Origin of the sequence: Anaerococcus porci, from assembly GCF_009696575.1 — a bacterium.
GTDB lineage: Bacteria > Bacillota > Clostridia > Tissierellales > Peptoniphilaceae > Anaerococcus > Anaerococcus porci.
On the sequence record NZ_VULQ01000014.1, the window covers coordinates 1 to 23,219 of the forward strand.

The 23,219-nt window shown below is 29.2% G+C and carries 20 protein-coding genes and 4 pseudogenes; 2 read left to right on the forward strand and 22 right to left on the reverse strand.

Annotated elements, in window-relative coordinates; genetic code table 11:
- From FYJ26_RS11145 to FYJ26_RS09225, 4 genes are all read right to left on the reverse strand, one after another.
- The coding region (locus FYJ26_RS11145; RefSeq protein WP_326831256.1) for a transposase at positions 1-266 on the reverse strand (266 nt) is incomplete at its 3' end.
- A gap of 472 nt (positions 267-738) precedes the next feature.
- Positions 739-1,653 (reverse strand): TlpA family protein disulfide reductase, encoded by a 915-nt coding sequence (locus FYJ26_RS09215; protein ID WP_154541758.1) that lies wholly within the window; start codon positions 1,651-1,653, stop codon positions 739-741.
- On the reverse strand, positions 1,637-2,524 hold the full coding sequence (locus FYJ26_RS09220; protein ID WP_229771244.1) for a 4Fe-4S binding protein: 888 nt from the start codon (positions 2,522-2,524) through the stop codon (positions 1,637-1,639). Before FYJ26_RS09220 ends, FYJ26_RS09215 begins: the two co-directional genes overlap by 17 nt.
- Entirely contained in the window at positions 2,511-2,657 is a 147-nt protein-coding gene (locus FYJ26_RS09225) for a CD1871A family CXXC motif-containing protein (protein ID WP_320595417.1), read from the reverse strand. Before FYJ26_RS09225 ends, FYJ26_RS09220 begins: the two co-directional genes overlap by 14 nt.
- 116 nt (positions 2,658-2,773) lie before the next feature.
- Here FYJ26_RS09225 and FYJ26_RS09230 point away from each other — a divergent pair.
- Together FYJ26_RS09230 and FYJ26_RS11150 are read left to right on the forward strand one after the other, a co-directional pair.
- A pseudogene (locus FYJ26_RS09230) lies at positions 2,774-3,448 on the forward strand (response regulator transcription factor).
- Between the two features lie 436 nt (positions 3,449-3,884).
- Positions 3,885-4,502: pseudogene (locus FYJ26_RS11150) on the forward strand (sensor histidine kinase); the annotation flags it as partial.
- Positions 4,503-4,545: 43 nt separating this feature from the next.
- Here FYJ26_RS11150 and FYJ26_RS09240 read toward each other — a convergent pair.
- From FYJ26_RS09240 to FYJ26_RS09320, 18 genes and pseudogenes are all read right to left on the reverse strand, one after another.
- Entirely contained in the window at positions 4,546-5,367 is an 822-nt protein-coding gene (locus tag FYJ26_RS09240) for a cation:dicarboxylate symporter family transporter (protein ID WP_326831254.1), read from the reverse strand.
- Between the two features lie 45 nt (positions 5,368-5,412).
- Positions 5,413-5,523: pseudogene (locus tag FYJ26_RS11270) on the reverse strand (phage replisome organizer N-terminal domain-containing protein); the annotation flags it as partial.
- Positions 5,524-5,605: 82 nt separating this feature from the next.
- The gene (locus FYJ26_RS09245) at positions 5,606-6,217 is read right to left on the reverse strand and encodes a class I SAM-dependent methyltransferase (RefSeq protein ID WP_154541764.1); all 612 of its coding nucleotides are present in this window, start codon (positions 6,215-6,217) and stop codon (positions 5,606-5,608) included.
- A gap of 398 nt (positions 6,218-6,615) precedes the next feature.
- A pseudogene (locus tag FYJ26_RS09250) lies at positions 6,616-7,242 on the reverse strand (ABC transporter ATP-binding protein); the annotation flags it as partial.
- A gap of 34 nt (positions 7,243-7,276) precedes the next feature.
- The gene (locus tag FYJ26_RS09255; RefSeq protein WP_154541766.1) at positions 7,277-8,320 is read right to left on the reverse strand and encodes a Fic family protein; all 1,044 of its coding nucleotides are present in this window, start codon (positions 8,318-8,320) and stop codon (positions 7,277-7,279) included.
- A 140-nt stretch (positions 8,321-8,460) separates the two neighbouring features.
- Positions 8,461-9,984 (reverse strand): recombinase family protein, encoded by a 1,524-nt coding sequence (locus FYJ26_RS09260; protein WP_154541768.1) that lies wholly within the window; start codon positions 9,982-9,984, stop codon positions 8,461-8,463.
- Positions 9,977-11,725: a recombinase family protein gene (locus FYJ26_RS09265; RefSeq protein WP_154541770.1), complete on the reverse strand. Its 1,749-nt coding sequence runs from the start codon at positions 11,723-11,725 to the stop codon at positions 9,977-9,979. Before FYJ26_RS09265 ends, FYJ26_RS09260 begins: the two co-directional genes overlap by 8 nt.
- Entirely contained in the window at positions 11,718-13,436 is a 1,719-nt protein-coding gene (locus FYJ26_RS09270) for a recombinase family protein (RefSeq protein ID WP_154541772.1), read from the reverse strand. The genes FYJ26_RS09265 and FYJ26_RS09270 overlap by 8 nt, the downstream gene beginning before the upstream one ends.
- Before the next feature lie 98 nt (positions 13,437-13,534).
- Positions 13,535-13,702 carry an aminoacyl-tRNA hydrolase gene (locus tag FYJ26_RS09275; RefSeq protein WP_154541774.1) on the reverse strand — a complete coding sequence of 56 codons (168 nt, stop codon included), beginning with the start codon at positions 13,700-13,702 and terminating at the stop codon, positions 13,535-13,537.
- 412 nt (positions 13,703-14,114) lie between these two features.
- Entirely contained in the window at positions 14,115-14,525 is a 411-nt protein-coding gene (locus FYJ26_RS09280; RefSeq protein WP_154541775.1) for an RNA polymerase sigma factor, read from the reverse strand.
- Between the two features lie 306 nt (positions 14,526-14,831).
- Entirely contained in the window at positions 14,832-16,169 is a 1,338-nt protein-coding gene (locus FYJ26_RS09285; protein ID WP_154541777.1) for an MATE family efflux transporter, read from the reverse strand.
- A gap of 19 nt (positions 16,170-16,188) precedes the next feature.
- Positions 16,189-16,443: an AAA family ATPase gene (locus tag FYJ26_RS09290; protein WP_229771245.1), complete on the reverse strand. Its 255-nt coding sequence runs from the start codon at positions 16,441-16,443 to the stop codon at positions 16,189-16,191.
- 2 nt (positions 16,444-16,445) lie between these two features.
- Positions 16,446-18,188 (reverse strand): ABC transporter ATP-binding protein, encoded by a 1,743-nt coding sequence (locus FYJ26_RS09295; protein WP_326831255.1) that lies wholly within the window; start codon positions 18,186-18,188, stop codon positions 16,446-16,448.
- Between the two features lies 1 nt (position 18,189).
- Positions 18,190-19,902: an ABC transporter ATP-binding protein gene (locus FYJ26_RS09300; RefSeq protein ID WP_154541781.1), complete on the reverse strand. Its 1,713-nt coding sequence runs from the start codon at positions 19,900-19,902 to the stop codon at positions 18,190-18,192.
- A gap of 3 nt (positions 19,903-19,905) precedes the next feature.
- Entirely contained in the window at positions 19,906-21,321 is a 1,416-nt protein-coding gene (locus FYJ26_RS09305; RefSeq protein ID WP_154541783.1) for an ABC transporter ATP-binding protein, read from the reverse strand.
- Positions 21,322-21,333: 12 nt separating this feature from the next.
- On the reverse strand, positions 21,334-22,020 hold the full coding sequence (locus FYJ26_RS09310; protein ID WP_154541785.1) for an energy-coupling factor transporter transmembrane component T: 687 nt from the start codon (positions 22,018-22,020) through the stop codon (positions 21,334-21,336).
- On the reverse strand, positions 22,021-22,614 hold the full coding sequence (locus FYJ26_RS09315; protein ID WP_001006067.1) for an MptD family putative ECF transporter S component: 594 nt from the start codon (positions 22,612-22,614) through the stop codon (positions 22,021-22,023). It abuts the gene before it with no gap.
- Positions 22,615-22,784: 170 nt separating this feature from the next.
- The gene (locus FYJ26_RS09320; RefSeq protein WP_229771246.1) at positions 22,785-23,183 is read right to left on the reverse strand and encodes a hypothetical protein; all 399 of its coding nucleotides are present in this window, start codon (positions 23,181-23,183) and stop codon (positions 22,785-22,787) included.
- Positions 23,184-23,219 lie beyond the last annotated feature (36 nt).

Below are 23,219 nucleotides of genomic sequence, written 5' to 3' on the forward strand. Positions count from 1 at the left end.
TGATTTTCTATGTTTGATATGTCTTTTTCGTATTTTTTTAATGATTGTGGTTCAAGTGTTCCTTCTCTATCTCTTGGTATGTTTAATTCTATGTTTCCGTAAGATGATCTAACTGTTTTTTTACTTGCTCCATTTCTTGTATTTATGGAAAGTGGTTTTTCACCATATTCATAGTCTAAATGCTTATCTAATTCTGCTTTTAAAAGCTCTTGTATTGTATCGCCTTTAGTGCTTCTTAAATATCTTGTGCACTTTGAGTCTGATATTCTTTAATTAACATCTTAGATATTTTGTTTAACTTTGTTTCTGGTTTTTTTCTTGGCATAAAAATTCCTCCTGATTAGTTTTTCTTTACCTTAATCAGGAGGTTTCTGTACACAAAATATTACACAGTCTCAAATAAGATATTCCCAGCTTATCTGGTAGTTTGCACAAGCCTCTATAATACATAATTCATATACTTACAGAATTAAACTGTAAAATATTATATCAACCACAGTATTTACCAACTATTTCTTAAGAGTGGTTTTTTATTTTCTTTTTATCTACAATATAAACATAATATGATACCTCTATTACTAAAATTTATATTTCATTTTTATATTTTGATTTTTAGTCACTTGAAGTTAAGCTCAATACTCCACCTATATATGAGGTGGAATATTAAGTTAATCACATTTTTTCACAAACTTACTTAAGTAAGCAATGAAAAAATTTTATAAATACGATATTTTTTATTTACTTAGATTTACTAAGTATTTTGTCAATTCCATCTTTTACACTTTCCATAATTTTTTCATTATCAATTCCACCTACTATAGGCTCTCCAACTATGTTTCCATCCTTATCTACAAGAATAGATGTAGGATAAGACATAATTTTTCCTGCATATTCTCCAAGATCACTAGATGGATCAAGTGATATATTTTTATACTTTATTCCTTGTTTATCTAATATATCCTTAGCTTCTTTAATAGCCGTATTATTCCCATCAATTGCTTCTGTATTTATACCTATAACTTGACCTCCTTTTTTATCAATCTCGTCATTTAGCTTTTGAAGTTCTGGAAGCTCTCTTACACAAGGTGAACAACCATTAAACCAGAAATTTACTAAAGTTACTTTCTTATCTTTAAAAATATCATTAGATATATCTTCCCCATTTAAAGTTTTTGCATTAAAAGCTGGAAATTTTTGTAAATCATCGCTTTCTTCATTTGAACTTTGAGACTTCTCAGTATCTTTTTTTAATTTTGAAAGTTTGCTTTCAATATCTTTTATTTGTGCCAGATCATTATCTATTTTTTTCATATCTTCTTCACTAAGCTTATCTTTTGATTTTTCAACAAGACTCTTTAGATATTCATCATAAGGCATCTCCTTACTTTTTTCCGTATCATTCTTATCAGCTTTTTCAAAAACCTTATTCCAAAGATTCTTGTTATTTGCAATAATGTCATTTTCCTTACTAGTAAGTTCTATAATTTTATCGTCTGTATTTGATGATGAGTCTTTTTCTTCTGTTTTAACTACATTTTTATTATCTGTATCATTATTTTTATGTCCACATGCTCCTAATACCAAAGATAGACTTAAAGTAATTGCTAATGCTTTAACTATTTTTTTAATTTTCTTCTCATTTTTTATTATCATTTTTATTTCCTCTTTCTAGTCCAAAATTAAATTTAATTGCATCAGTTGGACAAGAACTAATACACATACCACATCTTATACATTCAGAATGATTTTGACTTTTCCTTACGTTTACATCCATTTTACATGACTTAACACACTTGTTACAAGATATACACTTTTTTTTATCTAAAATTATCTTAAATAGAGAAATTTTGTTAAATAAAGCATAAAAGGCTCCTAAAGGACATATCCACTTACAAAATGGTCTAAAAAATAATATACTTAGTATTATAAAAATTATAAGGATAGTAAGCTTCATATTAAATAAAGGTCCAAGTGCTGCCCTTATAGATGTATCAACAATAGATAAAGGAATAGCACCTTCAAGAACACCTTGAGGACAAATATATTTACAAAAATATGGATTACCCATCCCTAGGTCATTATTTATAGTAATAGGTAAAATCACTACAAAAACAGCAAGAATTATATACTTTAAATACTTAAGTAGTTTTAGTTTTTTAGTAGAAATTTTCTTAGTAGGGATTTTATGTAGTAATTCTTGAAAAAGCCCAAACGGACACAAAAATCCACAAATTAGTCTTCCAAATAAAACTCCAATTAGTATCAAAAATCCACTTATATAATATGAAAATTTAAATTTACTTGATCCAACCACTGCCTGATAAGCACCTATAGGACAAGCCCCACTAGCAGCAGGGCAAGAATAACAATTAAGTCCTGGTACACAAATTCTTTTAAAATTCCCCCTATAAATTTTTCCTTTTATGAAGTTTGTAAGATGAAAATTAGTAAGTAGACTTGCCAAAATTTGTATAAGAAACCTATACTTTGATATTATTTTTGATTTTAACTTATCCAATTCCAACACACTCCAAACACAAGTTTATAGCTTTAGAAAATACAGTATCAACTTCACCACGATATGCACCATAAATTATAAATACTAAAGCGAGAACAAGACTAAAAACTTGTACATATTTTTTCTTTTTTATAATAATCACTCCTTTTTTCTTATAGATTTATCTTACAAAAATCCATATAAAATTTATGTTAAGAAATAATATTAAGCAAAAATTTACTGACTTTTGTTATAATTATTATAAAGGTGAATCTTATGAAAATTTTGATAGTTGAAGATGAAGTGATTTTAAATAAGACTATAAATACAAGCCTAAAAGAATCAGGTTATGTGGTTGAATCAGCCTATGACGGAAAAAAGGCCTTAGATTTGTTCTTAGTTGAAAATTATGATTTAATTGTACTCGACCTAAATCTACCATTTATAGATGGAATGGATGTATTAAAGACTATAAGAAAAAATGATGATGAAATAAAAATAATCATTTTATCCACTCGTAGCCAAATCGAAGATAAGGTTGAAGGTCTTGATTATTGAGCCAATGACTTTTTAGAAAAGCCATTTCACCTAGATGAGCTTAAGGCAAGAATAAGGTCATTAACAAGAAGAAGATTTATTCAAAATAATAGCCTACTTTCTTTTGACGGAATAACTTTGGATACAAAAACAAGACTTACAAAAATTAATAATTCATCTATTATCTTAACCAGAAAAGAGACAGGAATCTTAGAATACTTACTTATAAATGAAGGTCGACCTATAAGTCAGGAAGAGTTAATTGAACATGTGTGGGATTCCAGTATAGATATGCTATCAAATTCTATAAGAGTTCACATATCAGCCCTTAGAAGAAAACTAAAAAAATAACTATCCTATGATCCTATAGAAAATAGGATAGGCGTAGGATATCTTTTAAGGAAAAGAAAATGAAAAAATTTCCTTAAGATTAAGAATTGCCATAATGACAGCCCTCCTTGTTGGTATAAGCTGCATAGCTATGAACTTTTTTCTTAATAAAACAGCCTATTACTACATGGACTCCTTAAATGGATATATTGCTGATGTAGAAAGTGATGAGAAAATTTATATAAAGATAGATGAGGATAAGATTGATGATTTTTTCAGTACATTTTCAAACCAAGTAGTTAATATAAAGATAAATTTTTCAAAAAAATCTGCATTTATAACTCTTATAATAAGCTTAAGTGGTGGAATCTTATCCTATATTATAAGTGGAAAATCACTTAAGCCCTTGGATGATTTTTCTCAAAAAATTGAAAAGATTGAGTTGAAAAATATTAAAGAATACCAAATAAGAGATGAAGAAATAAAAGAATTTGAAAAGATTAAAAATTCATTTAATAGAATGCTTAAAAGACTTGATGAATCTTATAAGGCCGAAAAAGAATTTACAAGAGGAGCAGCTCACGAGCTTAAAACTCCACTTGCAATAATAAATTCTCAAATAGACTTATATGATGAGATGTATATGAATGATGATGAGGTTAAAGATTTAATTCACATGATTAAAAATGAAAGTGATAGACTAAAAAAACTTGTAACAAATCTTCTAGATATAAGCGAACTTAATTCAATAAAAAGAGATGAAAAAATAGAAATATCATCACTTATAGAAGAGGTAAACCAGGACTTAGCATACCTTTCAGATAAGAAAAATATAAGCATAGAAAATAAATGTGATGAGTCTTATATTCTAGGAAATGACATCCTAATATATAGGGTATTTTATAATATTATAGAAAATGCCATGAAATATAATAAAAAAGATGGCTATATTAAAATTTATTCTAAGATAAAAAAAGAAAGTATTAAAATTTTTATAGAAGACTCAGGTATAGGTATAGAAAATAATGAAAGAGATAAAGTCTTCATTCCCTTTTATAGGATAAATAAGGAAAATCAAAAAGAAAAGGGATCAGGTCTTGGTCTTTCCCTTATTTATAAAACTATTAAAATACACGGAGGAGAAATAAAAATTCTTGATTCAAAAATTGGTGCTAAATTTTCTATAAAATTTCCTTTAATATCTTATCTATACCAACTGAGATTGCTGTATCTCCTGATATATTTGCTGCTGTTCCAAATGAGTCTTGTGTCAAGTAAAGTGTTATTAAAAGTGATGCAAGTTCTCCTTCAGATGGAATACCTACTACAGGTAAAAATGGTAGGGCACTCATTACCGCTCCACCTGGTGCATCTGGTGCTGCAACCATTGCAATTCCCAAAATCGCCATATATTTTAGCATTAGTAGGTAAGAATGATCCATTCCATACATTACAAGAATTGTAAATGTACAAGCTGTAATTGTAATCATGGAGCCTGGCATATGTACTGTTGCTCCTAAGGGTATTACAAAGTCTCTTATTCCTTTAGTTACACTATTTTGCTTAACACATTCTAAGTTTACAGGAATTGTTGCAACTGATGATTGAGTTCCAACTGCTGTTAAATATCCTTTCACTTGGTTTTTCATAAGTGTAATAGGGTTTTTCTTTGTGTATACACCATTTATTATAAAGAGTATTGAAATATATACTAAATGAAGTGCTATTACACATAAGAATATTTTCCAAAATATGGAAAGTACTGCAAATCCTGATCCTGTAAAAGCCATCTTTGAAAAGTTATCAAATATAAAAAATGGTAAAAATGGTACTATAGCTGTCGATAATACTTTTGTTATAATATCATTAAATTCTCCTACTTTTGACATTTTTGCAACAGTTGCTGGTGATAGCCCTACCTTATCCATCAATTCCTTTTTATTCATATTTTGATCAATAAGTACTTTCCAAAGTCCGTTATAATTAATCTTCATATTTACCATTCCTTATTTTGTTTGAAAAATTCATGTTTACGTATTTTTTATTTATATTATTATATCAGTTCCTCCTCTCGATATTCTCCTTAATCTTTTTATCCTTTTGTCTGTGAAAAATTCTTCTTTTAATTCTATCCAATAATATCTTTTATTTATTGCAATTCTAATCATCCTTGCAATAAAAAAGAAGTAGACTTTTTCTCTACTTCTCTTTATAATTTATTTTTCATTATTCACAAATTTTTTATAATTTCCTAGCTAAAAAAGCTAGATGCTTTTTCTCGTCCAGATGGTATTCGCATTTAAATCCTATCTTATTCAATGTTTCTGTGAGATATTCGGGAGAATAAACTTCAAAATCTAGCATATCCGCCCATTTCTTTATATTTTTATGATCTCTATATGCTCCTTCGTTACATATTAGAAACTGACCGTCCTTAATTAGAACACGATGGATTTCCTTAAAGGGTACTTCTATATTATTCCAAAAATAAATAGTTTCAAAGGCAGTTACTATATTTATGGATTCATCTTCAAAAGGTAACTTAGCCACATCTGCTTCAATAATTTTGCACCTGCCATCTCTTATAGATTCGCTATTTACTGAACTTGCGATATCTACACTTGTTTTAGAATAGTCCATTCCATATACTTTTTTAGCCTTTGTTAAGAAGTATTGAACATTACGTCCACCACCGCACCCTAGATCTAAAACCACATCCGAGCTTTTAATATGCAGAAAGGATCTGCCCCATTTCGCCAATTTTTCGTGACCAACGTTCATTCCTTTCACCATGAAACGACCGCCAAAATTATTTTTAGGATTTTTTACATTTTCAAAAAATTTTTTTAACATTTTTATCTCCAGTTGATAACTATTATTAATATCATTTTACCATAAATTTTACATTTATTCAATTTTATATCCTATCTACCTTGTATTTTTCCATATTTTCGAAAATCGAAATTCTTGATTTCCTGATTTTCGGAAGTCTGGACTTCTGCTTTTAGGAAGTCTTGTTATTGTGGTTATTTAAGGGTGTAACTTTTCGTTACTCCCTTAGATTTCTCTAGAAGTGTAAATAATTTTGTGTATCAACCTAAATACTGATAACGCCTTGTCTTGATATATTCGATTGTTAAAGTTCAAATATTGTTTAGATTTCTTTTTAAATAGAAAGAGGACTTATGCTACTAGGCATAAATCCTCTAATCTAAATTTTCCTATTCAAAGACTTTAAATCTTTCTTCCTATCAATTATTTAATTTCCATGATTCTGCCTTAGCTTTTGCATTTATAAGGTCAGAATAAAGTCCATTATTTTTAATCAGTTCTTCGTGATTTCCACGTTCTACTATTTCTCCATCTTTTAAGACTAAAATCTGGTCAGCATTTCTAATTGTCTTTAACCTATGAGCAATCATTATTACTGTCTTATTTTTTGTTAATGATTCTATTGCTTCTTTAAGCTTATCTTCATTTTCTGGGTCTATATTTGCAGTTGCTTCATCAAAGATAATTATATCTGCGTCTTTTAGCATTGCTCTTGCAATGGAAATTCTTTGTTTTTCTCCACCTGAAAGACTTGCTCCACCTTCTCCGATAATAGTATTATATCCATCTGGGAGATTTTCTATAAATTCATGACATCTTGCTTTTTTTGCAGCTTGAACTACTTCTTCATGGCTTGCATTTTGTCTTCCAAATTTTATATTATTTTCAATTGTATCTTCAAAGAGATAGACGTCTTGAAATACCATGGAAATTGAATTCATAAGGTTTTCTATCTTATAGTCTTTTATATTTTTTCCACCTATTAAAATTTCACCAGAATTTATATCCCAAAATCTCGCTATTAGATTACAAAATGTAGTCTTACCCTACAATGTCAAGTATTTGTTATGGAAAAAGTGCTTAAATTTTAATATATTTTGTTGAACGACCACTTCCTACTTGTCTTATTTTTCCCAAGTCCTGTAATTCTTTTAATGCTCGTTCTATTGTCCTTTGTGATATATCCGGGCATAGAATCATAATATCTCTTTTAGAAAGTGGCTCTAATGATTTTTTAATAACTGAAAATACTCTTTCAGGCGAAGTTAATTTTTCTTTTCCAATTAGCTTAAATCTATCATCACATTCTTTATAAGCTTTTAAGAAAACTCCCAGCATATACTTAATGAATGGAAGTTCATCATTTTCTCCTGTATGCCAATTCTCACTAGACCTATTTAATTCTTCATAATATGAATCTTTACTTTCTTCAATGAGCATTTCTATACTAATGTATCTTCCGACAAAATATCCAAACTTATAAAGCAAAAGAAGTGTCAGTATTCTACTAATCCTTCCATTTCCATCATCAAATGGATGAATACATAAGAAATCATGTATAAGTACAGGTATTAGAATTAGTGGCGGGATATTTGCCTTAACTGCTTCATTATAAGCATCCACCATTTTATCAAAATAAATTTCTGTTTCAAAACTGCTCATCGGTTGAAATCGTACTTTTTTATTTCCAAAGGCGTCTACTTCTACAATGCTGTTATCCATAGTCTTAAATTTTCCTTTGTTACTTACATAGGAATAAGAATACAACTGATTGTGAAGTGTTAAAATGTCGTTTTTGTTAAATTCTATATATTCATAATTTTCATGAATTATGTCAAGCACATGTCTATATCCTGCAATTTCTTCTTCATTTCTGTTTTTAGGTTCTGTTTTTTTATTCATCAGTTCCCTTAATCTTGATTCATTAGTATAAATTCCCTCAATAGCATTGGAAGACTTTGTACTTTGTATTTTAGCAATATCTGTCATCTTCTCTAAAACATCAGGATAGTTTTCTACATAAAGTTCCTGCTTTCCCTTATATTCATGGATTTTTGCAATAGTATGGTATATGTTAACAGGTAAAGATAAATCCATAAGCTTTAAATAATTAAATTGTCTCAAAATTGTTTCTCCTTTTCATAGCCATTATAACATATTTGGCTGTGAAAAATCAATAATGGCGAGAATAATTTCGCCATTATTCTGGTTTTGGCGTATTAAAATTAAAATTGGCGAGATTATTAGTTATCTTTAATGTAATACTATAATATTTCTACAATCTCTATCTCTCCACTTCTTGATGCAATTATTTTTTTAAGTGAACTTCTCACATAAGCCTTTAACAACTCTTCCTCATCTATGAGAGTAATATCCATTTCATTCTTTGAATCAACTATATTAACTTCAAACTCAGTAAGTCTATTTCTAAGCATTGTCTTTTTATCTTGAATAATAGTTTTTTCCTTTAAATAGTCCTCTTTTGAAATATTTGTCAGCTTGTATTTTTCATAGATGATTTGTAATTTGCTATTTAATATGGCTATTTCGTTGAGAATATCTTCTTTTTCATTCTTATAATCTAAATTCATTTCTTTTTCAACTGTGATTTGAGCCTTAAATTCTTTTAATTTAGGCTTAATAAGTTCTATAATACTTCTCTCTTTAATATTGTTCGGTGTCCTACAATCTTTGCAAAAATGACAATAGTAATTTCTATACTTATATTCTTTTTCTACGTTTTTCTTTTGTCTACTATCACATCTAAAACACATGCTCCTACCGCATTCTTTACAAAAAATCTTATCAGAAAAAATGGAACGATTTCTATTTCCGGTATAATCTCCAAAACTTCTTTTTGCTTTTATTTTCTTTACCTCATCAAAGACTTCTCTTGATACAATTGCCTCATGAGTATTAGGAAGTATTCTCCACTCCTTTTCAGGAAGTAAAATTCTTTTTCTTCCACCTATTTTTGTTTCTTTGAATTTATTATATACATAATCACCTGTATATAGCTCGTTATTTGTAATCTGTGAGATAGCTGCATTTGTCCAAACTCTTTTCTTTACTTCACTTCCAGTAATAAAATTTTTCGAATAATCTGAAAGCTTAAGTTCTTCTTTTCGTTCAGAGCGTGTAATATAACCTTTTTCATTAAATATATTAGCCACTTGAATACATGAATATCCTTTTAGCAATAAATCAAAAGCTTCTTTAACTATAAAAGCTGTTTTTTCATCAATGATAATATTATGTTTATCTTTAGGATCTTTAATATAGCCAAAGGGTGCTGCCCAATTTATATTTTTCCCCTGCGATTTGATTTGCTTAATAGAACTTCTTACCTTCTCAGATAATTCCTTACTGAATAAATCATAATACAATGTCTTAAACTGTGTATCTGTATCTAAGCCATTGCCTTGTTCTTTTAAAGAATCATAGTTGTCATTAATAGCAATAAATCGAATTTTTAGAAATGGTAATATATTGCTTAAGTAATCCCCAAGCAAAATATAATCTCTTGAAAACCTAGACATATCTTTTACAATTATAGTTCCTACTTTACCACTCTTTATATCCTCAATAAGCCTTAAAAATGAAGGTCTGTTTGTATTAGTAGCAGAATATCCATCATCTACATATTCTTCTATTTCACAACTTTTTAAAGATCTTTCATTTTCAATGTAGCTTTTTATATAATCTCTTTGATTTACTATGCTTGTACTTTCATCCGCTTTCTCATAATCTTCTTGTGAAAGTCTGAGATAAATAGCTATCTTATTCATGCTCTACCTCCAACTGCTTTCCCACATCTTTATCAAGTTTAAACTTAAAATATATGCTAACCTGCTTATAAGCTGATATTTCTATATGGCTAATTAATGTATCAACCAATTCTTTATCAACTTCTATGCTTTTAGCATCTAAGCAGCCAAATAGTGCATCTATAAATTCCATAATTTCTCTTTTTTTCTTTTTTATATTTCTTGTTCTTTCATCAAAAACTTTTAACTCATTTTTTAAGGTTTTTATTTGATTATTTATTTTTTTACTTTCTATTTTAAAATCACTTAAAAGAACCTCTCCTTTAACATAGTTTTCATATTGTTCTTGTAGATTGATCCTAAGAGAAGCAATCTTTTTATTGTTTACATCTGTTTTTAGAGAAACTTGATTTATCTTTTCAGTACTTATATTTTCTAAATATATTTTTAGTTGTAATCTTTTATCATTTTTATAAAAGCTTGAAAACAGTCTTTTTAAGGTATCTACTAAAATTTTGTCGAGGTCCGTTTCATATATTCTGACATGAGATTTTTCTAAGTTTAATCTGTCGCCACCTTTACAATAATAGCAATAGCAAATCTCATCATGATATTTCAGTCCTCGTGGTCCATATTGTTTTTTTAAATTTCTACCACAAACACTGCACTGTATGAGGTCGTCATACTTTCCTTCTTTTTTATGATCTCTTTGAATTTTTACTCCAACATTTTCTTTCCCATCTTTTATGATATTTTTTAGCGAATGATATGGCAATGTGCCTTGATTTGTTTCTTTAATTTTTCGTACTCTTTCAAATACATCTTTATCTATCAAAGCTTCATGGGTATTTTCTCTTATAATCCACTCCTCTTTATCACGAAACTTGCTTTTTCTCATTGGATTATTCCTGTTTGCATTTATCCTTTGGATTAAATTACCGATATATGTTTCATGAGATAGAATTCTTGATATATAGGAACTATTCCATTGTTTTGTATCTTTCTTATCTTTAAAAATCTTACCAGTTCTTTTATATTCATCAGGTGTCGTATATGTTTTAGTCAATTCTCTTGCTATTTGCATATTAGATTTTCCTTGACTTGCCATATAAAAGATAAGTCTTACCACACCTGCTACCTTTTCATCTATCACCAGAACTCTTTTTCCATCAATTTTATCAACCTTATAACCATACGGAGCAATTGCACCTATAAATGTTCCTTGTTTCATCTTTATTTCTTTTGAAGCTTTTACTTTCTTTGAAATATCTTTGGCATATAAATCGTTAAAGATATTTTTTATCGCTATTTCATAACTTTTATCTGATTTTATACCATCTTTGGTATCAAGCTTATCATTTACGGAAATAAATCGAACTCCTAAGAAGGGAAACACTTTTTCTATATAGTTTGAAATCTCTAAATATTCTCTTCCAAATCTAGACATATCTTTGACTATGATACAGTTTATTCTCCCTATTCTTATATCTTCCATCATTTCAAGAAAGTCGGGTCTTTTAAAATTCGTCCCGGAATATTCATAATCTTTGTACGTTCTAAAAATTTTTATGCCTTTTTCACTTGCCTCTTTTATGCAAAGTTCTTCCTGCATTTCAAGTGAATTACTTTTATCTCTATATTCTTCTTTTCTTTCTTGTGACAATCTTGTATAAATACCGGCAATATATGTCTTTTCTATTGTTTTTGTATCTAATGCACATATTTCTGATTGTGATTTATGTCTATTTTTTGTTCTAGCCATAACATACCTCACTTTCAGAACTCACAATGCTTTTATTTTTGCCGGTAGTTATAATTTTTTGACCTTTATTTTTGATAGTATTCTTCTTTGCTAAAATATTATTTTTCAGCTCAATATTCTCTGTTTTTGTCATATCTTCAAGTAAAGAAAGCTCTTCAGCATGGTTAAATCTAACGTCTATCGTCTTATCTTCAGAAATGAAAATTTTATCAATAAGCATTACAACAGATAACCTGTCTATTTCTGATAGATTTTTATATCTATTAATATCAATAATCCAACTCTTATTTTTATCTATCTTATACTTCGTATCTTCTTGCCTTTTTAATCTATACTCGATACTTTCATCTAGCTTAGTGAGTTTTTCCATATAATTTTTCTTAAAAAGTTGATATTCTTCTTTGCTAATAACATCTTCTTTTAAATCAATATAAAGTGAAGACAAAAGTTCTTCAGTCATATCCTTTTCTCTTTTTAATATAGGGATTTGATTGTCTTTTAAGTTTTTATCTATGTCTATAAGCTGAACTTTTGAATATAGATTTTCATTAAATTCTATATATGATTTAATTATTTTAGACACTGCTTTTATCAGAGTTTCTTCCTTTATGCTGTGTCTTGAACAAGCTTTTTCTTTGTTATATTTTGAACATATATAGAATACTTTTTCTCTTTCTTTATACTTTACAGTTCTTCTAATCAAAGAACTTCCGCAATCCTTGCAAAACAACATTCCTGTAAAAATATCAATTTTATCTTTTCCACGAAAGTTGTTTATATCTCTTTTTACCATTGTATTTGCAATAGCAAAAATTTCCTTACTTATGATTGCTTCGTGTGTATCTTCTACTCTTATCCATTCTTCTTTGTCTTTTTCTATTTGCTTTTTATTTTTATAGTTTAATGTAATACTCTTTCCCTGCAATGTATTACCAATATATACTTCATTTTCTATAATTCTATTTACTGTCTTTGCTGACCAATTTCCACCTTTTATATTTTGAAATCCATTGCATTTAAATCCTTGACTTTCTTTATATTTTCTTGGAGTCAAAACTCCTAAACGATTTAATTCATCTGCGATTGCCTTTGAGGAATATCCCAACAGCTTCATATCAAATATGTTTTTGATGTTAGGAGCAGCCTGTTCATCAACCACTAACTTATTTTTGTTCTCTTCTGATTTTTTATATCCATAGGGTGCAAATGCACTGATGAAATCACCTTTTTCTCTTTTTATCTTCTGAGAACTCTTTACCTTATTGGAAATATCTCGGCAATAACTGTCATTGATGAAATTTTTTATAGGAAGTATAAGGTGTGTATCGTTTATATCTGCACTTTTACTATCGTAGTTGTCGTTTATAGATATAAATCTTATCCCATTTTCAGGAAATATTCTTTGTATAAACTTTCCTGCTTCTATATAATCTCTTCCAAATCTTGAGAGATCCTTTACGATGATTGTATGAAATTTTTTATTGTAAGCATCATCAATCATCTGTTTGAAATCTGGTCTATCAAAATTTGCTCCTGAATATCCGTCATCAACATACTCTTTTACAATTACAAATTTATTTCTCTTTGCATATGAATTTATAATCTCTCTTTGATTTGATATAGAGTTACTTTCTATTTTTTCTCCATCTTCTTTTGAAAGTCTCAAATACATAACTGCTATATTTTCTTTATTTGCATTGTTTTTAAACATAAAAAAGCCTCCTTAAATTCAATTTATATACAATAAATCGAACCAAGGTTTGGCTTCCACAAGTACATTATAACGCTCCTTATATTTTTTGTCAGCCCCTAATAGACAGAAATTTTTTCTTTGATGTATTCTTCTACTAAGTTTTCCAAGTTAAATCCATTTTCATTAAATTTAACTACTATATTCCAACCATCAATTTGATTTATTGTCTGCTTATCTTTTTCATCTGTTTCCATTTCTATATCTATATTATGTTCATCACACATAATATCTTCTCCTTATCTTCAATATTTTTAAGTTTTTTGACATTAACAGGCGTGTAGGTCACGACATTGGAATTTCACCACCGCCCCTTTTCAAGATGAGCCGGCAACAACTGTAGAAGTATCATTATCCCCATTTGCTTCAATGCATCAGTTTCCTAGGCTGAATATATAAATTCTTTTTGTCGCTCGTTTTCTTTTATCCTTCTTTTAACTAGAGTATTTATTTAAACCGAAATCCTTATCAGCAGAAATGTCATGGCGAAGAAATTATAAAGCTCCACAAATGGTTAATGTCCTGTCTTGGTCTATTCAGTTGTCAAGGTTCAAATTTCTATTAATTTTTTTATATAAAAGAGGACAAAATTCCCCTTCACTTTATAAAGGAAAATTTGCCCTCTTTGGTAACCAGAATTTATAGTTCTTCTATAAATTTCTTTAGTTTTTCTAAAATTTTATCTCGCCTTTTAATTAAAGCTGGATGTGAAATATTTTTAGTCTTTGCTACTTCACGAAGTGTTTCATCATTGAAATATAGTCTTTCTATTATTTCCCGCTCTTCATCATTTAACTTTGATATAGCATTTTTTAATGTTTCAATCATCATTTGTGTAGCTACAATTTTTTCTACATCAACGTTCTTATCTTCTATATTATCTTCAAAGTTTCCATCATGATTCAGAGAAGAAAAAAAGAGCAAGTGGTTTTTCTTGTCCACTCGCTCTAAATATTTTGCGTGTTCTCTTTCTTGCCAGTAGACTTTATATATCTGCTCGCTTACTTTTATTTTTTGTCCACCGACATAGAGGTAATATTCTTTTGACATTTAAGTTCCCCCATTATTTTTTATTTTTGTTTTCTAGACAAAAAAGGAGGACTCCTACACTTAGGCATGAGAAGTCCTCTAAAATGAAAGAAACCCTTTCTGATATTATTAATAATATTTAATTTTTCAACTAAATTATATAGTTTGCAAACAGAATAAACTGAAGAAAAAAAGTGCCTTTATTTTAATTATATTTTTTTGCATCTTTTACCTCCATTCTTTTAGTTAAATCCGTTGCTAATCTAATTTTTTTCTATTCAATACCTTTGAATATTGTTTTTTCTTAATTAATTAATTTCAAAGCTTCTATGCCTGTTTAAATCCTTTAACTGCCTTTCTATACTTTAATACTCCAATTAAAAATACTATAAAATCTACAATAGGTTCTGCTAACCAAACACCTGTTAATCCAGCTACTCTTGGTAGTATTAATATGGCTGGTACAAATAAAATGACCTGTCTCAACATAACTAAAAGTCCTGCAGATTTTCCATCTCCTACGGCTTGAAAGAAAGTGATGCACATAATCATAATGCCATAGGTAATATAAACACTATAAAAAATTCTAAAGCTGGGAACTCCTTGAATTAATGTTTGTCCTTCCAATCCAAACAGACCTAAAAGTTTTCCAGTAAATGTTAAAGATGGAATCCAAAATAGAGTTGCTAAAAATGCTGAACTTGAAGAAAAAACTTTAAAAATATCTTTTACTCTATCATATTTTTTTGCGCCAAAGTTTGCTCCAACAGCAGGTTGTAGACCTTGACTCATACCCCATAAAGGAATAAAGGAGAAGGAAAAAACTCGAAGAGATGCAGCCATAATTGAGCCTGCACTTTCTCCGCCATGAGTAAAAGCAGCATTATAAAGAAGAGTCTGTTGTAATATAGATAAAACTTGCATTAACATAGCCGATACACCTACTGCAAACATTTCTTTGTAAATTGTTTTATCCGCCTTTACTCCTCTTATTTTTACAATCTTACTTTTCTTTTTAAAGTAGAATATTGTCATGATGGCTTGAATAATTTGAGCTGTAACAGTAGCTATTGCTGCTCCTTCTATCCCTTTATCACCCATTGTCATCATAAGGATTGGATCTAAGATAATATTTATCAAGGCACCTGTTCCCATAATAATCATCGCATCTTTCATTAATCCTTCTCCTCTAATGACCATATTAGAGGCTTGAGTAAAGTTGACAAAAAATGATCCTATAAAAATAACCTTCATATATCTTACAGCCAAGGCATGAATATCTTGTGTGGCTCCCATTATTGATAGGAGTTGGTCTGTAAAAGTAATACCTAAGACAGTGACTATTGCAGAAAATATGATTACCCAGAAGAGCAAGTTGCTCATTATCTTGTCTATGGTCTCTTGATCTTTTCTTCCCATGGCCCTAGACAATATCGATGCCGACCCCACACCGATTAGGGTAGAAATTCCAGAGTTGATGTAAGTAAGGGGCATAGCAATACCAACTGCTGTCATGACCTGCTGACCAAGAATTTGACCCGCAAATATTCCATCCATCAGTGGATACAAACCTATGACAACCATGCCAATTATAGCTGGGATGGATAGTTCTAACATTAGTTTAAAAGGTTTTTCTTTTAACAATTTATCTTGTCTATCTCTCATTTATTTCCTCCTTATATTCTTATATTTGATAGAAAAACTTTTCTATTCGTTTTAAATTTTCATCACTATTTCCACCATGCCATTTGACTTTTCCATTCTCCATAAACATAAAATAATCACAACAGCATTCTACTAATTCCGGATCATGTGTAATAATAAAAATAGTTTTTCCGTCCTCTTTAAGCCTCATCATTTCATTAGAGAATTCTTTCATATTCTTAAAATCAAGACCACTTATAGGCTCGTCCAAAATTAAGATTGATCTATTACTCAAATTTAAATCTTCCATTCTTCAGATTGTTTTCTAATCTCAATAAAATCCCTATATATACCTTTCCTTGATATAAGCTCAATATGTGATCCAATCTGTTCTATAACACCGTCTTTTAAAACTATTATCTGATCCGCGTTTTTTACAGTAGAAAGCTTGTGAGCGATTATAATAACAGTTTTTCCCTTTAATAAATTTTTTAAAGCGATCAATAATTGTTTTTCATTTTCTGGATCTACGCTTGAAGTTGCCTCATCAAGAATTACAAATTTACTTGGCTTTAACATAGCTCTCGCAATAGATATTCTCTGACGCTCACCTCCTGATAGGTTTGAACCTCCTTCTTGCAAAACAGTATCATAACCTTGTGGTAATTTCATAATGAAATCATGGCACTGTGCTTTCTTTGCAATATTTATCATTTCTTCATCTGTAGCTTTCGGATTACCAAATTTAATATTATTTCTTATGGTATCATCAAAAAGATACACGTCTTGAAACACAAAGCTGAAGTTGGATAAAAGTTCATCGTACTTGTAATTCTTAATATTTGTATCTCCAACTATTACTTCACCAGAATCTACATCCCAAAATCTTGCCATTAAATTACAAAGTGTTGTTTTACCACTTCCTGAAAATCCAACAAGAGCTGTAGTTTTCCCTTCTGGAACAATCATACTTAAATTGTTAAAAAGATTTTCTTTGTCATAAGAAAATGAAATGTTTTTAATTGATATTTCTGCTTTATCTACTTCTTTCATTTCTCCTTCTTTAATTACTGGCAAATTTCTTAGACTAATTACAGTGTTAAGATTTTGTACGGCAACTCCCTTAATACTTTGCATACTTCCAGCTAACTCAAATCCTGAAAATACAACAAAGCTCATAACAATCAATATGATTGCTTTAGTAGCTTCAATATTTCCTGAGAAATATCTTATGATAGAACTAATAATTATTAGGCAAATACCAAGTTTAAATACTATCAAGAATAAAAACTGCGTTGGAACCAAAATTTTTTCTACATCAAGAAATCCCTTGCGGCTCTCTGTAATACTTTCGTTTAATTCCTTAACTGTATTTTGATCTTTTCCAAATGCCTTAGTTATTCCTATTCCCTTCACATATTCAAGCATTTTTTCACTTAAATCCAATTTAAGTCCCAATAACCTTTCTGTCAGTTGATCTGTGCTTTTTTGCGTTAATAAGTTTACTACAATTCCAACAATCAAAGTCAATAATATAATAACAGCTGTTACAAAATCATAGGGTAGCATAAAAATTACCATAATCAATGTTTGTATTGTACCAACAAGCATTTGTTCAATAATAAAAACCCCAACTGTTTCAAGTTCACCCACAACAGTTGACAGGGCGCCCGCTATATTTCCTAAAGAATTTGTGCTAAAATATCCCATGTTTACATTTTTAAGTCGATCTCCAATATATAATCTATTTTCTGCACCTAAACTATAAGATGCAATATATTTGTTTTTGTCAGCTAAATATCCAAATGTGATTTTTCCTAGTAAACTTATAGCCGCAATTATAAATACTGTGTATACATCCTTCATTAAAACACTTTGGTCTGCAAATATATTTTCGCAAATTTTGCTCAAACAAAATAAAATTGCAACTAAGGAAACTCCTTCAGATAGTCCCTTAAATACATCAAAAATAAGCATCCTTGTTATTTTATTTGAATATGAACCTGAAACCTCATATAAAGTTTTTAACAATTTTTTCACTTTATATCACCTCAATTTCTTTAGACTCTGTATATGCATCCCACATTTTTTTGTATCTCCCGTTTAATTCAAGTAATTGTTTATGAGAGCCTTCCTCAACTATCTCTCCATTATCCACCACAATTATTTTATTTGCATTTACAATTGTTGATAGCCTATGAGCTACCATAATCACTGTTTTATCTTTAATTAACTTATCAATAGACTGTTGAATAACTGATTCATTGTCAGGATCAGAATATGCTGTTGCTTCATCAAGTAGTACAATAGGACTATTCTTTAAAAAACACCTAGCTATTGCAATTCTTTGCTTTTCTCCTCCAGAAAGATTTGCTCCTCCTTTACCTACAATAGTTTCATATCCATTTGGTAGGCCCTTTATAAAATTATAGCAACTCGCTTTTTCACAAGCCTCTTTAATTTCATCCATACTCGCATCTTCCTTCGCCATCTTTAAATTTTCTAATATTGTTTTATTAAAAAGAAAGTTTTCTTGCGACACATAGCTAACAAGCTCCATATTCTGTTTTAAAGGCAATTCGTTCAAATTTGTTTTTCCAATTAAAATTTCTCCATTAGAAACATTCCAAAATCCTGCGATTAGTTTTGTAATAGTAGACTTTCCACTACCTGAATTTCCAACGATTGCAGTTAACTCATTTTCATTTGCTTTAAACGAAATATTATTTAATACATTCTTTGACTCTTCATATGCAAATGTAACATCTTTAAACTCTACATCATAAGATTTTATATCTCTTACTTCTTCTCCTCTTTTTAAGTTAGGAATTTCCATTATCTTTTTTATTTCTTCAAATACAACTTTTATATTTGCTATTGTTTCCATATGACTCATAGCTTTTATTAATGGTTTATATGAAGCATATGATAGCAATATACACGTGATAAGAGTCCCTACTTCAACACTACCCTTCATAAAGAAATACAAGGAAGCTGGTAAAACGAATACCATAGTTGACGGGATAGTTTCCATAGTTGCTGTCATTGAAAAACAAACACTCAAATACCAATCAAGCATTGCGTTCTTATTTTCTTCAACAGTCTTTCTAAATTTTCCAAATGATGATGCTGATTTATTAAATGCTTTTATAACTTTAATACCATTTACATATTCAACCATTGTCGTATTCATAGCTTTAGCTGCTTCTTGGTATCTTTTAGATTTTTCTTCATAACCTCGCATCATTAACATTGAGAACAATAATCCCAATGGAATTGTAAGTAAATTTGCAATTCCTATTCTCCAGTCCATTATAAAAATTGTTATGATCAATACTATAGGAATGAATATATTAGCAATAACTTCTGGAATCACATGAGCAATCGGTTTTTCCATTTTATCAAGTGTTTCCACCATAAATTGAGACCACTGTCCGCTGCTTTTTCTTTCAACTTCTCCCATAGAAATTTTACTTAATTTGTCAGCTAATAACTTTCTTTTATCTTCAATAATCCTGTAGGCAAGATTATGAGAAATAATAGTAGATATTTCATGAAATAATATACTTGCCAAAAATCCCACAAATACAGCAAAAATATATGGATAATAATTATTTAAATTTGCATTTTTTGCAACCAAGTTATTAATAATGGCTGCTACAGAAAAATAAGGTATTACACCAAATCCTACTCCTATTATCGCAATGAATACAGCTGCGAAAATCTTGCTTTTATGTCCCTTTAAGATATCCATCTTTTACCTTCTTTCATAAAATCTTTTTATTCTGCCATCGCAAATTTCCAATAATTTATTACATGTACTATCAATCAATTCATTATCATGCGTAACAATAAATATAATTTTATTATTTGAAAATTCTTTAATGACTTTGCTTATTTCGAGCATATTTGTATAATCAAGTCCACTCGTTGGTTCGTCCAAAATAATAATTTCTCTATTCATTAACATCCCCAATGCTACAGAAAGTCTCTGCATTTGACCTCCTGATAAGCACATAGGATGACGATTATCTAATTTTTTAAGATCTAATTTTTCTAGAATATTATCTATTTGCTTTTCATCTATTTTAGAATCAAATAAACTAAATTCATCTCTTACAGATTCCGAAAAAAACTGATGAATTACATCTTGCATAACCATATAACAAAGTTTTCTTCGTTTTTTATATTTTATGGGACTTCCTTTATAGCTTATTTTTCCTTCGTTTTCTTTCAACAGTCCACACAAAATTCTCATTAATGTTGTTTTTCCTTGACCATTTTTACCTGTTATTGCAATAATATCTCCCTTGTTTCCGGAAATATTTATCTTATCTAAAATTTTTTGTTTCTTATTTTCATATTCTAAATTTGAAACTACAAAGTCATCAGATTCACAAAATGTGACAGGATTTGCAAAATCATCATTTTTCTTTCTTACAAAAGTTCTAAGTCCTAGTTTCTTTCGTGAGTCATCACTAATTGAAGAAAATTCCACATTTGAAAAAACATATTTTATTTTTCCGTCTTGTAAATAAATAGCTCTATCAATTAAATCCATTAAATAATAGAGTCTATGTTCAGAAATAATAATTGTCTTACCCTGAGCTTTAAGATTTATAAGCATCTCTCTTATTCTTTCAATGCCATACTCATCAATATTTGCAGAAGGTTCATCAAACACATATACATCTGGATTGGTAGCATAAATAGATGCAATAGCAAGTAATTGCTTTTCTCCACCTGACATCATAAAAACATTTCTGTTTTTTAATCTTTCAATTCCCAAATCACGTACTACTTTAAAAACTTGTCTTTTTATTTTATCAGGATTTTCACCTAAATTTTCTAATCCAAATGTTAGTTCACTATCTGAATCTAAATTAAAAAACTGTGTTTTGGGGTTTTGAAAAATTGTTCCCACTTTTTCAGAAATTTCATATATCTTCATTTGTTTTGTGTTTATCCCATTTATAAAGATATTTCCTAATAAATTTCCCTCTAAAAAATGAGGAATCAATCCATTGATTAATTTTGTTATAGTTGTTTTCCCAGAACCAGATTTTCCGCATAATAAGATAACTTCTCCTTGATTAATCTTTATTGAAATTTTCTTTAACTGTTCTTCTAAGCTTCTCTTATAGGAATATGAAGCTTCATTTATGTTAATCATGTTTCGTACCTCTTATAAAAATAACTTGAACTTTACATTAAAGAACATCAGAATACATAATAGAATAATTATTAGATCCCAAATGTTAAATCCTGAATCATCCATAAAAGTCTTTCTTGCAGGATTTTCTATCCCTCTTACTGTAATAGCTTGAGCTAATTCATCTGCGGTATTAGAAGCTGTAACTATTAAAGATATTAGTCCTAATTGTATCTTTTTAAATCCAGTCACGCCTCTTATTTTTATTGCATCTGAGATTAATATTTTTTCTTCTCTTAAAGATGGAAAATATCTGATGCCTATTGCTAGAGAAATAATTAGGCTTTTTGGAAAATGCATCATTTTTAAGGCATACATAATATTTCGTATAGGATTAGTTTTTACAAGAATTTGACCAACTAAAAAAATCGGTATTAACTTAGGAGCATGAATCACCAATAATCCAAAATGTGCTGATATGACATCTGGTAGAATCGGCAAAACAAAATATTTCAATCCCTGTAATAATACAAACATAGATAATGCCTTTAAAGATATTTTAACAAGTCCCATAAATGATGCTATAATAGCAACCGTTAAAAGAATATAAACATCTAATTTTAAGCTATTATTTGCAAAGCTAATAATACTAACTGAAATCAAAAAAATGATTTCAGTTAGTGGATTTAGCTTTATAATGCCTCTTACAATACCCTCCATTTACATAATTCCAGCTTTCTCAAAACGTTTTTTGAACATTGCTTTACCTATATATGCACCAATGACTCCTCCAATAAATGCAGTAATGATCATCCCGATAAGTGTTGGAATTGAAATTAAAGTTTGTAATTTATTTACATATTCTGGACTCATTCCCATTTTAATAATAGATTTCATATAAGATTCTTGGAACAACCACATAGGCAATGGTGAGCCAATCAACCCAATGCAAATCAATCCTGAAGATACTATTACGCTTTTTTGACTTTTATATCCCAAAATTTTTCTAGTAATTTCTGCTAAAACCCCTGCAATAACGCAAGTTATGACAATTGTAAAAGTGCATTCTCCTATAGCAAAATATATAATCCCTGTAATTGCTATCAAAAGTAAAGCAGTACCTGGCTTTGGAACTTTAGAGACCAACAACATGTAAATAAAATTGCATATTATACCCGTCATTGCTGGCCATAATAACCAAAGTATCGGTGAAAGTATTGGAATAATCATTACCGCCATGGATAGTGCCATATAGATCACTGAAAAAATGCCGATGTTAACTAAATCTTTTGTTTTTAATTTTGTTTCATTCATTTGAATACCTCCTTTTAAATTTTTATATTTATTTACCAGTTGCAATATGATTGATTCAAAATAATCTTTACTGGTGAATTTTTCTTATTTTTGTTTACTTTCCATAAAACGCAGAAAATCGGGATTAACCCGATTTCAAAATTTATTATTTTTAATTTTATATTATGTTTTCATTTAATAATCCTCCTCCAACCAAAATTCATTGCTGCCTCCATCATATCGATAAAATTCAAGGCTTCATTATATGAATACCTATGTGTGATTACCTCAAATAAAGGTGTACATGCCATTGTATAAAGAACATGAAGTTCATCATCATTCAAATCATTTACTTCAATCTTTTTTTCTTTAAGAACCTCGATCAATTTCTTAGCACCCTGCACTTCAAGATTCACTAAATCATGACGAATTGATTCAAATTCCGTACCCTGAGAACAGTTAAACAGAAGATTAACTATAGAATCGTTTTGGTAAATAAATTCCAATAATTCCCTATTACTATCATCAGATTTTTCTCCAAAAGCTTGTAAACCATTTACTTTAATTTCTTCAATCGCTTGATTTGTCAATTCTTTACTTCTTCTGTATAAGTGATTAAGTATAGG